Annotated in this window: 10 protein-coding genes and 1 pseudogene; 10 read left to right on the top strand and 1 reads right to left on the bottom strand. The window is 34.1% G+C overall.

The window, feature by feature from the left end; translation table 11 throughout:
* Nucleotide 1: 1 nt before the first annotated feature.
* The 5 genes from JFU24_RS04690 (at nucleotide 2) to JFU24_RS04670 (ending at nucleotide 6,967) form a co-directional block, all read left to right on the top strand.
* Nucleotides 2-895 carry an HpcH/HpaI aldolase/citrate lyase family protein gene (locus JFU24_RS04690; RefSeq protein ID WP_342214666.1) on the top strand — a complete coding sequence of 298 codons (894 nt, stop codon included), beginning with the start codon at nucleotides 2-4 and terminating at the stop codon, nucleotides 893-895.
* Between the two features lie 18 nt (nucleotides 896-913).
* Nucleotides 914-2,338 carry an aldehyde dehydrogenase family protein gene (locus JFU24_RS04685; protein ID WP_201249597.1) on the top strand — a complete coding sequence of 475 codons (1,425 nt, stop codon included), beginning with the start codon at nucleotides 914-916 and terminating at the stop codon, nucleotides 2,336-2,338.
* A 300-nt stretch (nucleotides 2,339-2,638) separates the two neighbouring features.
* Nucleotides 2,639-3,955 (top strand): MFS transporter, encoded by a 1,317-nt coding sequence (locus tag JFU24_RS04680; protein WP_201249596.1) that lies wholly within the window; start codon nucleotides 2,639-2,641, stop codon nucleotides 3,953-3,955.
* Nucleotides 3,956-4,535: 580 nt separating this feature from the next.
* Nucleotides 4,536-5,207: a GntR family transcriptional regulator gene (locus tag JFU24_RS04675; protein ID WP_201225366.1), complete on the top strand. Its 672-nt coding sequence runs from the start codon at nucleotides 4,536-4,538 to the stop codon at nucleotides 5,205-5,207.
* Nucleotides 5,208-5,884: 677 nt separating this feature from the next.
* Complete coding sequence (locus JFU24_RS04670; protein ID WP_201249595.1) at nucleotides 5,885-6,967, top strand: CdaR family transcriptional regulator; 1,083 nt, start codon at nucleotides 5,885-5,887, stop codon at nucleotides 6,965-6,967.
* 666 nt (nucleotides 6,968-7,633) lie between these two features.
* On the opposite strand, the pseudogene JFU24_RS04665 reads toward JFU24_RS04670, so the two are convergent.
* Nucleotides 7,634-8,438 (bottom strand): annotated as a pseudogene (locus tag JFU24_RS04665) (Tn3 family transposase); the annotation flags it as partial.
* A 656-nt stretch (nucleotides 8,439-9,094) separates the two neighbouring features.
* Between JFU24_RS04665 and JFU24_RS04660 the strand changes: the two are divergent.
* From JFU24_RS04660 to JFU24_RS04640, 5 genes are all read left to right on the top strand, one after another.
* Entirely contained in the window at nucleotides 9,095-10,486 is a 1,392-nt protein-coding gene (locus JFU24_RS04660) for an aldehyde dehydrogenase family protein (RefSeq protein WP_201249594.1), read from the top strand.
* A 20-nt stretch (nucleotides 10,487-10,506) separates the two neighbouring features.
* Nucleotides 10,507-11,625, top strand: a complete 1,119-nt coding sequence (locus JFU24_RS04655) for an iron-containing alcohol dehydrogenase (protein ID WP_201249593.1) — start codon at nucleotides 10,507-10,509, stop codon at nucleotides 11,623-11,625.
* A 168-nt stretch (nucleotides 11,626-11,793) separates the two neighbouring features.
* Entirely contained in the window at nucleotides 11,794-13,131 is a 1,338-nt protein-coding gene (locus JFU24_RS04650; RefSeq protein ID WP_201249592.1) for an MFS transporter, read from the top strand.
* 175 nt (nucleotides 13,132-13,306) lie between these two features.
* On the top strand, nucleotides 13,307-14,218 hold the full coding sequence (locus JFU24_RS04645; RefSeq protein ID WP_201249591.1) for a hydroxymethylglutaryl-CoA lyase: 912 nt from the start codon (nucleotides 13,307-13,309) through the stop codon (nucleotides 14,216-14,218).
* Between the two features lie 244 nt (nucleotides 14,219-14,462).
* Nucleotides 14,463-15,137, top strand: coding sequence for a GntR family transcriptional regulator (locus JFU24_RS04640; RefSeq protein ID WP_057216957.1), 675 nt, complete (start codon nucleotides 14,463-14,465; stop codon nucleotides 15,135-15,137).
* The last annotated feature ends 223 nt before the right edge of the window (nucleotides 15,138-15,360 follow it).

Genomic DNA, 15,360 nt, shown 5'->3' with positions numbered 1-15,360 from the left:
GATGGGTGATATGATGAGGAACCATTTCTTAAGACGATCCTTGCTTTACGTTCCGGGAAGCTCCCTTAAAATGATGAATAGGGCATTGGAAATGGAAGTGGATAGCGTTATTTTTGACCTTGAAGATGCTGTTAGTTTTTCAGAAAAGGTTGAAGCAAGAAAAAGTATTTCAGAATTTATCGCTACTGCCAAACAAACGAATAAAGAAGTGATCGTAAGAACCAATCCAATTGATACTTATTTAGGAATCATGGATTTGATGGCGATCGTGCCGAAAGGACCCCATACGCTGGTGATCCCTAAGGCAAGTGTGAAATCAATATTGACGGCAGATGTCATCATTACTGCGATTGAAGCGGAATTAGGTTGGGGAAAAAATACAATCAAACTGATCCCATTAATAGAAACAGCTGACGGAATTACAAATGTTGATGAAATTGTAAGCGTTGCAAAACGTATAGACGGCGTCCATCTCGGAGGGGAAGACCTTACAAACGAATTAGGTGTTACTCGGACAAAAATTGGTGACGAACTGTTATATGCAAGAAACAAGGTGGTTTTTGCTGCCAAAGCTTTCGAACTGGATGCCATTGACTGTCCATATGTGGATTTTAAAGATACAGAGGGATTGACCTTTGACATTAACAGGGCCAAATCTTTGGGGATGACAGGCAAAGTTTGTATACATCCAGGACAAATTGAGACAATCAATAATACTTTCTCACCTAGTGAAGAAGAAATTAAAGAAGCTGTTACAATTATTGAATCATACGAAAAAGCCATTCAAAATGGTATAGGCGTGTATTCACTGAACGGAAAAATGATTGATGCTCCAATAGTAGAACGAGCTAAAAATTTAATTAATAAAATGGAAAAAATAACAAAAAACCAATAATAAAAGGAGATAAATATTATGTTAAAGGTACTAACAATTGAAGAAATTATTCAACGTGGTAGACAAGCTATGGAAGCAATTTCCCATTTAACTCAAGAAGATGTTCGTGAAATCGCAAGAAAAATTGCATATTTAGCAACTTCTCGAGCTGAAGTCTATTCAAAAGGACTATTTGAAGAAAATGGTGGAAGTGGAAGACTTGAAAGTAAATTAACGAGAAATACAGATCGACCATTAGGCTTAGCGGCACAATTAGATGGTGTTAAAACGGTAGGAGTTATTGAAGAGGATCCAAAAGGAAACTTAGTTAAAATTGCAAAACCTATTGGTGTACTTTCTTCTCTAGTACCAATGACGGTTCCTGAAGGATTAGTCTCTGCTCAATCAATCTTTAGCATTATGGCTAAGAATGCAATCATTTTTTCTCCACATCCAAGAACAAAAAAGATCACTAATTTGGTTGTAAATGATTTTAGAGAACTCTTAGGCCGTTTAGGATTACCTAAAGATTTAATCCAGTGTATCGAGAAGCCTTCTAAAGAATTAACAGAAGAATTAATGGCTAAATCAGATTATGTTATTGCTACTGGAGGAGCCGCTATGGTTAAGGCAGCTTATTCTTCTGGAACACCTGCATTTGGAGTAGGTGCTGGAAACTCTGTATCTTTTGTAGATGAAAGTGCAGATTTAGAAGATGCTGCTCTAGGAATTATGAAAGCAGAAACAAATGACTGGGGAGCAGGATGCTCTACTGAGAACTCAGTAGCAATTCATGAAAAGGTCTATGAAGACATGATCAATGCTCTTAAAGCACAAGGTGGATATATGTGTACACCAGAAGAGCGTGATTTATTGGTTGCTGCTTTATGGAAAGATGGCCATTTAAATGTAGATTGTATCATTCATTCACCACAAGATATTGCTAAAGTTGCCGGATTTAAAGTAAACGAAGATACAAAATTTCTTATGGCTGAAGAAACTGATCTAGGCGCTAATAATCCTATGACTGGAGAAAAATTGGCCCCAGTAATTGCTGTCTGGAAAGTAAAAGATGTGGATGATGCTATTGAATTAACCAATACGCTACATGCAATTTCAGGTTCAGGTCATTCATGTGCAATTCAAAGTCATAATGAAGAGAACATTAAAAAGTTCGCATTTGGAACGAAAACAGCTCGTATTGCTGTTAATGCAAATACTGGTGTAAATAATGGCGGTGGTAATAACAATCCAATGCCATGGACTTTCACATTAGGATGTGGAACATGGGGAGGAAATGCTTATTCTGAAAATAACACTTTCAAACATTATTACAATACAACTTGGGTTTACCGTACCCTTCCTGATTCAGAAGTAAAAAATCCGCAAATTGATGAAGTCTTTGCAGGGTTAACAGACATTGATGAATTATTCAGTGGTTATCCTAAAAAGTTGGAACTATAAAATATGTGAGCGATAATATCACTTGACGATAGGATTAGTGAAATAACGACATGCTCATTAGAGTTGATCTTGAGCATGTCGTTTCTCACCAACTAATTTTAAAATTTTGAAAGCGCTTATTTAAGGGAGAAACGAGATTGAGAATACCCTATTAGGCGGCACGACTCTCGAATATAAAGTCAGTACTCAACACGAATTAGGTTGATAGGATCGATCAATGCAAAAATATTGCTAGACAAAATAGGAGAAACAGTAGATTCAACCATTATCTCTAAACTTATTTTACTGGGGGAATAATGTATGGCAATAAGAGGTAGCCTTGCAAGAAGAAAATACCTACACATTATATTACCGCTTTTTATTGGTTCGTTACTAGCATATCTTGACAGACTCAATCTTTCATATGCTGCCTTAACCATGAATGAGCAATTAGGCTTTTCTGCTGAGGTTTTTGGAATGGGGGCAGGAATTCTATTTGCTGGATATGTATTATTTGAAATACCAGGCTCTGTATATGCTGAGAAAAAAAGTCCAAGCAAATGGCTTGTAAGGATCATGGTTACTTGGGGGTTGTCATGTGCCCTTATGGCATTTATTAAAACACCAGGTCAATTCTATATTGTGCGCTTTCTAATCGGTGCAGCAGAAGCTAGTTTTTATCCGGTTTGTTATTCAGTTATTATCCCGCGTTGGTTTAACATGAAAGAAAGACCTGCAGCACTTTCCATTATGGTCACTTCTCTGATTGTTTCTAGCATTATCGGTGCACCTCTAGCTGGTCTATTAATAGGATTGGATCTAGATTTTGCATTATTTACGCTTCATGGTTGGCAGATATTATTCTTGTTAGAAGGAGTTTTAGCAGTTGGTTTTGGAATTTTCCTTTTATACTGGTTGAAAGATTGGCCTAAAGATGCTAAATGGATGACGGAAGAAGAAAGAAAGGCTACTATGCAAGAGTATGAGCAAGAAGTAGCTGCAAAAAGCTCTGTAAAGCAATATACGATATGGCAAGTGTTTGCCGATAAAACAGTAATAAAGTTATGTCTCATTTACTTCTTGTGGATTAGTGGATTCTGGGCTTTTGGATTCTGGTTGCCAACGGTTTTACGATCCGTATCTGGATTAAGTAATTCAGGTGTAAGTTTCTTAACGCTTGTTCCAATGACTATTGGATTAATTGGTTTTATTATTAATGGTGTAACGGCTTCTAAGTCTGGTAAATTAAAAAGACATATCGCGACCCCATTGTTTATTGGTGCGTTTGGTATGGCAGCAGGTACATTTACGAGTAACCCAACATTAAGCTTAATATTTATTAGTATCACTTGTTTAGGTGTATATATTGGTCAAGGTTGTTGGTGGTCAGTACCAACTACATTCTTATCAGGTTCAGCAGCAGCTGCTGCTACTGCCTTGATTAATTCAATTGGAAACATTGGTGGTTGGGTTGGGCCATATTTAGTTGGATTTAGTCAAACAAGTACTGGCTCCTACCAAATGGCGTATTTAATTTTGGCTGCTTCATTGGCTATTGCAGGTGTCTTGACGTTAACACTTAAGGATAAAAGTTCAGCTGTTAGTGGTGTTAATATAGAAAAAGAAAATGCGATTTAGAGAAAAATTAGTTGCGATCATCATTGAACAAAGTCTTAACGTATTATAGTTAGTGAATGCAGAGAAGTGCAGCTGAAACATTTTCTGCATTGCCTTCACTAGTACCGACTATTAAGAAACATTTCTACAAGATTATATTACCCAAAAAATACCCTATAGAGTAGATTGTGAAAAAAATATACTCTATGGGGTATATTTGCTATAAAAAAATAAAATTTCTATATATCATACTGAGAGTTAAGTGAGTAGAGAAGTTAAGGTGAATTTAAAGATAAGATTTACAGCACTTTAGCTTAAAAAACATATACAGTGTTATTGAAACAACATGTTTCAAAGTTTAAACGGGAAACTATTTAATATATAGTTTGACATACAGTGTTTTGCTTATCATCTTTTTTAAGGCAAATTCACAGCAATATAAAAATTTTGACAGTGATTATTTAAAGTTATATTATGTGGTATAATTGTATACAAAATTTATATAAACAATCATATTGTATACAATATGATTGTTTATATAAATAGGTATATTAAGGATTAATTAAGAGTAATTAACAATAATTTAAATAGGAGGCTGTTTATGCTTTCAAATATAGAATTTAATAAGGAAGCAAATATTTCAACTGCTGAAAATTTAGCTTCTGAGATCCGCAAACTCATACTTAATGGTACTTTGAAACCGGGAACAAAGTTGAAAGAAGAAGATATATGCAAACAACTGCATGTCAGCAGAACACCATTAAGAGAGGCATTTCGAATGCTTCAAAGTGAAAGTCTGGTGTCATACACTCGGTATGTAGGGGTTTCCGTTGCAGAATTATCAGCGAAATTCGTGGAAGACAATTGGGATTTAAGGGCTTTGCTGGAGTGCTATGCTGCAAAGCAGGTAGTTTTTAATGCAACAAAGGAAGAGATTGAAGAATTATATAAGCTCAAAAAAATAATGTTAGAAATTAAACCAAATGAAATTGAAAAGTTTGAAGAAAATGATAAAAAGTTTCATCTTACGATAGCACGTCTTTCGGGAAATTCGGAACTCGAAAATTTAATAATAAAGATGTGGGATAACGCATTGTCATTAAGGATTATTGCTGTTCAAAATAAAAATAGAATCACTAGTGCATGCAAGGAGCATGCGGCTGTCATTCAGGCGATATATGAACGGGATGCAAAAAAAGCAGTAAAGTATATGCAAGAGCATCTTAATAAAGCAAAAGAGGATATATTTGAAAGCCCTATTTTTAAAGATTGAACTTCAGTATTTTTCCTCCAAGTACTTTCTTTACTTTTTCTGTAAATTTAGCACCTTGTTTATTATGTTCTTCTTCCATTTTAATTAATTTGGAATTAATTGAAATGGAAAAACAGATATTCACCATTAGTCCAATTCAATTCAGGTGGTTTTTTATTAGATTCATATACTAGACCGGTAAATGAAAGATATTCCTGAGATTAAAGGTGGACAGACATTTTGGGTAAATAAGACGATAAGGATTAATGATCCTTCATATATTATAGCAGTTGGTAGAGTAGCTCATTAATATATTTAAAATCTAGTAGCTTTAGTTATTACCATATATATGCTTATTTTATGACTACTCTTTGTCAAAGCACGAGATTGTGAAATTTCCAACTTAAAAAAACGGGTGGCTTTAATTTAACAAGCCAAACTAAAAAGTCGGTTCCTTAGCGTTGAGGTGAATGACTTTTCAGCTTGGAATTCTCTTAGCGTAGAAAATTTCTGAAATGGGCGGTATAGCATTGTTTCTACCGTTCGTAAAAGTACACTCCTAAACACACAGTGTCAAACATAAATATTCTTTTTTCATTGAAATATTAGGGGCTCTATGTAAACTAAATTGCTATATTCTACAACTCCCTCAATTTTTAAAATAAAAAAGAGATAATCTATAGCAAAGGAAAAAATCTATGATAAAAGAAAATTTCCAGATTAGCCATACGTTAGCCCAAATGATTGTAGATGCGGCAAAAGAAGTCATTGGAAAAGATATAGACTTTATACATCTAGACGGGAAGGTTATTGCCAGTACGGACCAAAATCGAATTGGCTCTTTTCATGCTGCTGCCCTTCAAGTACAGGAAAAAGGAAGTGTTGTAGAGGTTTTGGGGAATGAGGCGTTTAAGGGCGCAAGAAAAGGCATTAGTTATCCAGTGATAATCGATAAAAAAATTCTTGGTGTTATCGGCATATCTGGAGATCCAAAAGAATGTAAGTCACTAGGGTTTTTACTGACCAAAATTACCGAAGTGTTAATAAAGGAACAAATGATCGTTATTCATTCCTTAGACGAATTGCGTTCTTCTATTGTTCGCATGCTCATTTTTGAAAATGAAAAAGGGGATGCCTTCATGAATGAACACTTACAGCAACTTCAACATGAATTAGAAGACAGAGTATTTGTTGCTATTATTCATTTGCAAGGTTTGAATAATAACTCATCACTCGCTGCTAAAATGAAAGAGATTTTATTAGAACAGGGTATTAAACTGTTCACTTACTTATTTCCTAATCAAATAGCTTTAATTATTAATGAGTCACAGTATAAAATAATGCTGAAAATATTTGAATCGAATAATAGCTTTAAGTATATGAACTGTTCGATAGGGATAGGAAGCATCGGTATTATAGATGAGCTTTCAAAGTCCTATAAGCATGCAAAACTTGCCTTAAAATATGCTCTTTCCAAAAAAGTGACGGTATGTATTTATGCAAAGCTCGATTTAGAAATGATCATGGAAAATATTGATTACCATATAAGAAATGACTATGCGACTAAGCTGATCGGTGTACTTTCAGAAGAAGAGATAAATCTCTTGCATACTTATTATAATAATAACCTTTCACTGAAGAAGACAGCTGAAGAATTATTTATCCATAAAAGCACCTTGCAGTACCGTCTAGATAAAATCACTCAAAAAACAGGGGAAAATCCAAAAGACTATCATGATTCTGTGAAACTTTACATTGCGCTTATACTTCAAACTCTTTAGGTTGAAGTTTTATACTTGCTCCTATTGTGGCTCATATCCTAATCAATTTAGTCATTGAACCTTGGCTGCTTATGCATACTGCTGTCAGGTAAATGGGACAGCGACAAACAGCATTCTAATCCTGCTAAATTGAAAGAGCACTTTATGATTCATCTACCCTACAGAATGCATCAAATACGTATTATTGTTTTATTATACTATAAGTAAGATCTGGAGGAATTATTGCTATTATTGGTTTCTTCATTATATTAGGTCGAAGGATTTCAGAACCGAAGAAAGCACTTCAACAAAGAATAGATAATCTCGAAGAAGAGGTTTGGAAATTAAAAAATCAAAAATAGTAATTTAAGCTTCTAACAGGTGCTTTACTTCAATAAGGAAGGTTGCTGAGGCAGCCTTTTTTTTATGGCACTAACGGGGCAGGTTGTTTTAATAAGAAAAAATTTAATCTCGCCATTTGATGTTATTGGGATTATATTCTTTCGTTATTTCGTTAAATAACGATGTGTACTAGCGAAAAAAAAGAGAGTAAAACTGAAATCCTTAACATACTTATAGGGATTTCAGTTAACTCCTTTACATCATGCTCAATCATCTCTTTGGGGTACCGTCAGGAAAATGCGGATTTACAACGGTAAGCCCATTTTCAAGACGAATCCCCCATTTTTAACAACGTAAAGAAAGTTTCAATGGTCTTAATGAATCTAACGAGACCATTTTCTCCGAATTAAAATGGTATTCTCCTAGTAAATTAATATGTTCCCATCCTAAAGGTGACATATGGTGCAATAAATCCTCATTAAAACTACCTGTCCGTTTTTGATATTCAACTGCTTTTGTTAGATGTAGAGTATTCCAGACACTAATGGCGTTGATAATTATGTTTAAAGCACTGGCCCTTTGAAGCTGATGCTGTATGGTTCGTTCCCTAAGCTCTCCTTGTTTTCCGAAAAAAATAGCTCTTGCCAGCCCATTCATGGCTTCTCCTTTATTCAATCCTCTTTGTATTTTTCTTCTTAGAGATTCATCTGAAATGTAATTCAGAATAAAGATTGTTTTTTCTATTCGCCCCATTTCTCGCAAGACTGTAGCTAAGCTGTTCTGTCTTGCATAAGAACCTAATTTCCCCATTATAAGGGATGCTGAGACTGTTCCTTCTCTTATTGAATGGGCTAATCGTAAAACATCCTCATAATTTTCTCCAATGACCTTTGTATTAATTTGTCCACGTAAAATAGTTTCTAGTTTTGGATACTCACTTGCTTTATCTATCGTAAATAATTTTGAGTCCGATAAATCTCTTATTCTTGGAGCAAATTTAAATCCTAATAAATGGGTCAATCCGAATATTTGGTAGATCCGTCTCATGATGTAATAAACCATCCAAAACATGAATTGCATCCCTTGAATTTGTATGAATAATCTTTGTGTAGTAAGAAGAGAATTGGTCGCTCGTAAATCGATAGATGGACAATCTGGCCCGATTGTTGAACAAAATTAAAAAAGTCATTTAATTCATTAGTTATGGATAAATGACCATAAACGACCGTTTTTGGTTAAAAACAGAGAACTTCTCTAAACCTCAAAAACTGTCACTTTGACCTATAATTTGCGTATATTTTAAGTGTTATTTTGCACATCCAACTTTAAAAACCCAGCTACCTTCACATGAGAAGATTAGCTGGGTTTCTTCATTATTTACATCCAATCATTTATAGAACTATTCTTATCCGCCTAGTAAAAAAGCAACTGCTCATTGTTCAGCAATAGCGCCCGATAGTTGAAGAATTAACACGTATATTTATTGAGATAATACGAACAGAAAAATGGCAAAAAAAAAAATACATCCTAAGAATTTTTCTTTATCCATTAACTGAAAAGATTAAGAATTATCTTCGTTTACCACTTGAAAAAGAAGTCTTAAACTCCAAATCTTGAACATTTTGATCAATACTCCAAAGCTACTTAATATTTTTTATTCAATTAAGCTTGACTTATTATAAAAAAATTCATATTATTTAGATAATTAATAAATTGTATACAATTTTTAAAATTGTATACAATTTATTAATTGTATACAATAAAATTTATACATTATTCTATTAAAATGTGAAGAGGTGGAGTTCATTGAGTACAGAAAAAACAGTTAGTGATTTAGTAGAGAGAGCAAAAGTAGCACAAAAAATTGTAGAAGGTTATTCTCAAAGAAAATTAGATGAGCTAGCAGCAGCAATTGTTTATACCCTATCAAGGTATGAAGTAGCACAAAAAATAGCAAAATTAGCTGTGGCAGAAACGGATATGGGTGATGAAGAATCTAAAATTAAAAAGCTCACTAAAAAAATGCCGGCAGTTTTTTATCAAGTAAAATCAGTAAAAACAGTTGGAGTAATTGAAAGAGATCTTGAAATGGGAATAAGGAAAATTGCGAAGCCAGTAGGGATTATCGCAGCTTTAGTTCCAAGTACAAATTCAGAAGCTACTCCAGTTTTTAAAGGCGTTTTAAGCCTTAGAGCAAGAAATGCAATCATATTTGCACCACATCCTAGAAGTAAAAATACAACTAAGAAAGTTGTAGATATTATGAGAAATATTCTTGAGAAAAATGGTGCCCCAAAGGATTTATTTATTTGTATTGAAACACCATCTAAGGAAATATCCCAAGAGTTAATGAGTCAATGCGATTTAACAATGGCCACTGGTAGTGGAGATATGGTAAAAGCAGCATATAGTTCTGGTAAACCTGCTTATGGAGTTGGAGCAGGGAATGCTGTTGTTGTAATTGATGAAACAGCAAATTTAGCAGATGCAGCAGAAAAAATAAGAATAGGTAAACTTGGTGATTTGGCATCTGGCTGTTCTGCAGAAAATTCTTTGGTAATTAAAGAAAGCGTTTACAATGAGATGATAGATCTTCTTAAAACAGAAGGTGGATATCTCGTAAATCAAGAAGAGAAGGAAAAGTTGAAAGATACTATGTGGGTGGACGGTCACCTTTCTAGAGAAATAGTCGCAAAACCAGCCTCAAGAATTGCGGAAGCTGCTGGTTTTTCAATTCCTAATAAAGCTAAATTTATAATGGTTGAGGAATCTGGTATTGGCCAAGGTTATCCATTCTCGGGAGAAAAAATGTCCGTAGTAGTAACCATTTATAAATATAATGAATTTGACGAAGCTATAGAAAAAGTTAACAAAATAACTGCATATTCTGGATACGGCCATTCTTGTGGAATTCATTCTAATAACGATGTGCATATCATGCAATTAGCTTTAAATACAAAAACTACTAAAGTAATTGTAAGACAACCTCATGGAATGGCCAATAGTGGTGCGTGGTTTAATGGTTTAGCTAACACGTTCTCTCTAGGTTGTGGTACATGGGGAGGTAATATCGTTTCGGAAAATGTTACACAAAAACATTATATGAATACAACCTGGGTTGCCGAGCCAATTGATAGAACAGAAGCTTCCGAAGAAGAGATTTTCGGAGATCTTATCAAAAATGCAGTTTTAATTTAAAAATTTGGAGGTGAAGGATCTTGGATCAATTTAAAATAGGGCCATCTATTTACGAATTTAAGACACTAATCGAATTTATCGATCAATTCAATGTATCTTCAATGGATACTATATTTACAGAAAAATTTTTATATGAAAAATACATGAAAGATAAGGTAGATTGTAATTTCATCTTTCAGGATGATTACGGTCTTGGAGAACCAAGTGATATTATCATTGATAAGATTTTAAAAGATATTCATGGACAACAAATCAATAGGATTATTGGGATTGGTGGAGGTACAATCTTAGATATAACAAAGTTGCTGTGTATTCAAGATGCAACCTCCACAAATGAGATTTTTGAAGATAAGATACCACTTGTGAGAGATAAAGGGCTTATATTAATACCTACTACTTGTGGAACAGGTTGTGAAGTTACATGTGTATCTGTAGTAGATGTTACAAAAAGGAAGACTAAAATAGGAAAGAGAATTGAAGCTAACTATGCTGATTCTGCAGTGCTTATTGAAGAATTACTTGACAATATTCCACCTAAAGTTTTTCTTTATAGTTCTGTAGATGCTTTAATTCATGCTCTGGAAATTTTTGTAGCACCAACGGGAAATCCTTATAACGATGTCTTTTGTAAGGAAGCTATCAAAATAATTATTAAGCGCTACAAAGAGCTTGTTGAGAATGGATTGGAAAAAAGATTTGATTATTTACAAGAGTTTTTAAGGGCAAGCACTTTTTCTGGCATTGCACTTTCTAATACTGTATGTGGAGCTGTTCACGGTTTGGCCATGCATTTTGGAAGCGTTCACCATGTTCCCCATGGTGAATCTACTGCAAGATTTTTAATGGGAGTCTTTAATAAGTATGTTGAACTTTCACCTGAAGGCAAATTAATAGAAGTTTCTCAAATTATTAACGAAGCTTTAGGAATAAATGCTGATTTAAAAGGTTCATTTCTGGCCCTTGAAGAATTAATAAATACACTTATTCCAAGAAAACCATTACGTGAATATGGTGTTAAAGAAGAGGATATTGAAAAATATGTCGATAAAGTTATAGAAAGTCAACAAAGACTTCTTATAAATAACTTTATAGAGTTGTCTAAAGATGACTTAATTTCAATATACCAAAATGTTTATTAATCCCCAAATATTCGAATGACAAGGATCACGAGATCAATAGCTTCTAGTACAAATATAGTCATAGCAACTACCGAATAGATAGGAAGGGAATCGCAAGTATTATAATCTAATTTGCTACCTACTGTATGACACAATATTCTAGAACGGATTCAATGGGGAGGGTTATAAATGAGCCAGAATAGTGCATTAGAGAAAAGAACTCTAAAGAAAGTGTCACTGAGAATAATTCCTTTTATTTTCATATTATATATCATTGCTTTCTTAGACAGAGTAAATATTGGCTATGCTGCACTTGATATGAATCAGGAATTAGGACTAACAGCTAAAACTTTAGGATTTATTACGGGGATATTTTTTCTAGGTTACTTTATTTTTGAAATTCCAAGCAATATTTTCATGAATAAGTTTGGGGCGAGAAAATGGATTGCTCGAATTATGATAACTTGGGGGGCGGCAGTTGTTATAACTGCTTGGGTACAAACTGCTACGCAATTAACTATACTACGATTTTTGCTAGGGGTTGCTGAAGCTGGATTTGCCCCGGGTGTATTTTTATATATAACTTTTTGGTTTCGACCTAAGGAGAGAGCGCGTGCCTTTGCTTTATTTTTGGTAGCGATGGCAGCCTCGAATATTATTGGTGCTCCACTCTCAACTTGGATAATGGATAATATTACATGGGTCAATATGGCAGGGTGGCGATGGTTATTCATTTTAACAGGAGCCCCTGCAATAATAGCTGGGATCGTTACCTACTTTTACTTAACTGATCGTCCACGAGATGCTAAGTGGCTCACTGATGAAGAAAAAGAGTGGTTAATTTCTGAAATAGAAAAGGATAATGGTACGGATAATACGAATAAAAACCATACAAATTTAGGTGTCGTATTTCGGGATTGGAAAATTTGGCGTTTAGCATTGACATACTTTGCCTGGGTTACTGGTTTATATGGTATTGGATTATGGTTACCAACTATCATCCAAGCTTTTTCAAGCGAATTAACAACTACACAAGTCGGCTTGATTGCGACTATTCCTTATATTCTAGGTGGAATTACAATGATTTTGTGGGCTTTTCACTCTGATAGGAGTGGAGAGAGAAAAATGCATACAGCTATTCCAAAGTTACTAGGTGCTATCGGATTAATTGGAGCCGGGGTGTTTACTTCCAGTCCAATTATGTCAATGATAATGGTTTCCATTGCTACAATAGGACTTTATAGTTTCATGGGACCTTTCTGGTCGCTTGCCTCAGCAACTTTATCAGCTTCGACTGCAGTAGTTGGGATTGCTGTAATTAATTCCTTTGGAAATCTAGGCGGATTTTTAGGACCATATGTTGTAGGTTATTTAAGCGATGCAACAGGGAAAATGGAAAGTGGATTGTATTTTCTAGGTATAGTTCTTGCTATAGGATTTTTCTTAATTCTTACTATTAAGAAAAAGGATGTTAATGATTCAATAAAAGTTAATCCTGAAAATAGCGTAAAGAATAATATAGTTTAAAAACTATATATCTCACTAACTAATTCTAAAGAATATTGGATTAACTTATGAAAACTAAAAAGGCGTAAATCACAATCTTTGGCTACCTGGTTTATTGCTAGGTAGTTTATATTATTCGAAATAGTCGTAATAATGAGCGAATTTATATTGAAAATTATGTAGGGGGTAAAGTCATATGGAAATGCCCAAGGAGATAAAAATCATTGAAGTAGGTCCTAGGGATGGTCTGCAAAATGAGTCCAAGTTTCTAGATACAGAAAAGAAAATTACTTTAATTCATAATCTTGTTGAGAGTGGATTTAAAGAGATTGAAGCAACATCCTTTGTTAACCCAAAATGGATCCCGAACCTGTCTGATGCAGAAAAGGTAATACAAGAAGTTCGTGATCTACCTGCTACATTTTTTGCATTGGTCCCTAATGAAAGAGGGTATGAAAGGGCAGTTAATAGTGGTGTAGACGGGATTACCTTTGTCCTTTCTGCTACTGATTCACATAGTAAAAAGAATTTGAACTCCACGACGCAAGAATCGCTTAAGCAACTAGCACCACTTGTTCAACGAGCGAAAAAAGATCAGCTACAATACAGGGCTTCCCTTTCTACGGTTTTTGGATGTCCTTTCGAAGGGAATTCAGGTATAGTTAAAATCGTTGATATAGTTAATGAATTAAAGGATATAGGATTTAAAAGAATCGGTCTTTGTGACACAATTGGTGTAGCTAATCCATTACAAGTTTTTAAATGGATGGTACAATTTAAAAAAACCTTTCGTGATATTGAATTTGAATTGCATTTTCATGATACCTATGGGAGAGGATTAGCAAACGTTCTTGCAGGGATTCAAGCAGGTGTATATTCCTTCGACAGCAGTATAGGAGGATTAGGTGGATGCCCGTATGCACCTGGGGCAACAGGAAACATTTCAACAGAGGATTTAGTCAGTCTTTTATCTGAAATGAATATTGATACTGGGATCCATCATACAAAAATGCTTGAAACTTCAAATATACTTAGTAATCATATGGGTAAAGATTTAGATAGCCGAATTTGGAAAGTGAACAAATCAACCTCTACAATTAAATCATAATTTTCAAATAGCATAGATTAAAGTATTATCTAAAGAGAAACGCAATTTCTTTAAAAAATATACCGTTTGAATATTTCTCTTTTCAAACGGTTTTTTATATATTAAGAAAAAGGGTACAGTAACGAATACACAATCTTAATAGATGCTACTATTTCTTTCTTTGAAGGCATCCACCTTATTAATCACATCTAACAAGAAATTGACAATATTAATAAGCAAAACAACTAATATGGAGGTGACTGAAATGCCTTTAACTAAGGATGAAAAGAAGATAAGCCTATATGAACAAGTTTACTTAACAATTAAAGACCATATCATTAAAGGTGTATTTAGTCCGGGACAAAAATTGGTAGAATCTAAATTAGTTAATTTGTTAAATACCAGTAGGACGCCTATACGAGAAGCCTTACGAAGATTAGAAATGGAAGGTTTATTAGTATCTCGGCCATCTCAGGGAGTAGAAGTAACAAATTTTACTAAAGAAGCAATGAATGACTTATTTGAATGTAATTCAGTATTAGAAGGATTAGCCGCAAGAAAAGCAGCAGAAAACATAGATCATGAATCGATTGTACAGTTAGAGGAATGTCTCATTTTGGCTAGAAAATATTTCGATCAGGATAAATTAGACGAAGTAGTTGTAAAAAATACTCTTTTTCACGATACTATTTTAAATTCTAGTGATAATCCTACGGTAGTTCACATGATGACACAAATAAAATCACAAGTCCTTGCCTATCGATCATTTATCAGTTCATATAAATTTCGTTCAACTTTTATGGATGAGCATTGGGGGATATTTCAAGCAATAAAGAACCGTGAACCTGACAAAGCAGAAGAATTAATGAGAAAGCATATAATGAATGACTATATGGCAATTGATTCTCAAATAGGGAATTATTTTAATAGCAGTAATTAAGTGACAATAATTGGATAAACTTGATGTTCTATGTACTTTTACAATAGTACCGGGTCCATGCACGCTTAAGACAGCCATGGAAAAACCTCAGCAAGTGTTTTACCTAAAATAATTCCGAAAATTATTACTCATAAAGTTGAACGGTGTTATCTGTGTTTAAAGTATTAAGATTAAACAACTTTATTGTAAGTGAACAGATGTGCAAAATAGCACTTAAAATAAG

It is taken from the genome of Peribacillus sp. TH27 (genome assembly GCF_016650915.1).
Lineage (GTDB): Bacteria > Bacillota > Bacilli > Bacillales > DSM-1321 > Peribacillus > Peribacillus butanolivorans.
The sequence above is the reverse complement of the archived record's forward strand: the minus strand, read 5'-3'. Positions and strand labels throughout refer to the sequence as shown.

Excerpts from the sequence above, each read along its gene's own strand:
- JFU24_RS04680 (WP_201249596.1), top strand. The coding sequence starts at position 2,639 with ATGGCAATAAGAGGTAGCCTTGCAAGAAGAAAATACCTACACATTATA.
- JFU24_RS04690 (WP_342214666.1), top strand. The coding sequence starts at position 2 with ATGGGTGATATGATGAGGAACCATTTCTTAAGACGATCCTTGCTTTAC.
- JFU24_RS04670 (WP_201249595.1), top strand. The coding sequence starts at position 5,885 with ATGATAAAAGAAAATTTCCAGATTAGCCATACGTTAGCCCAAATGATT.
- JFU24_RS04675 (WP_201225366.1), top strand. The coding sequence starts at position 4,536 with ATGCTTTCAAATATAGAATTTAATAAGGAAGCAAATATTTCAACTGCT.
- JFU24_RS04645 (WP_201249591.1), top strand. The coding sequence starts at position 13,307 with ATGGAAATGCCCAAGGAGATAAAAATCATTGAAGTAGGTCCTAGGGAT.
- JFU24_RS04640 (WP_057216957.1), top strand. The coding sequence starts at position 14,463 with ATGCCTTTAACTAAGGATGAAAAGAAGATAAGCCTATATGAACAAGTT.
- JFU24_RS04650 (WP_201249592.1), top strand. The coding sequence starts at position 11,794 with ATGAGCCAGAATAGTGCATTAGAGAAAAGAACTCTAAAGAAAGTGTCA.
- JFU24_RS04685 (WP_201249597.1), top strand. The coding sequence starts at position 914 with ATGTTAAAGGTACTAACAATTGAAGAAATTATTCAACGTGGTAGACAA.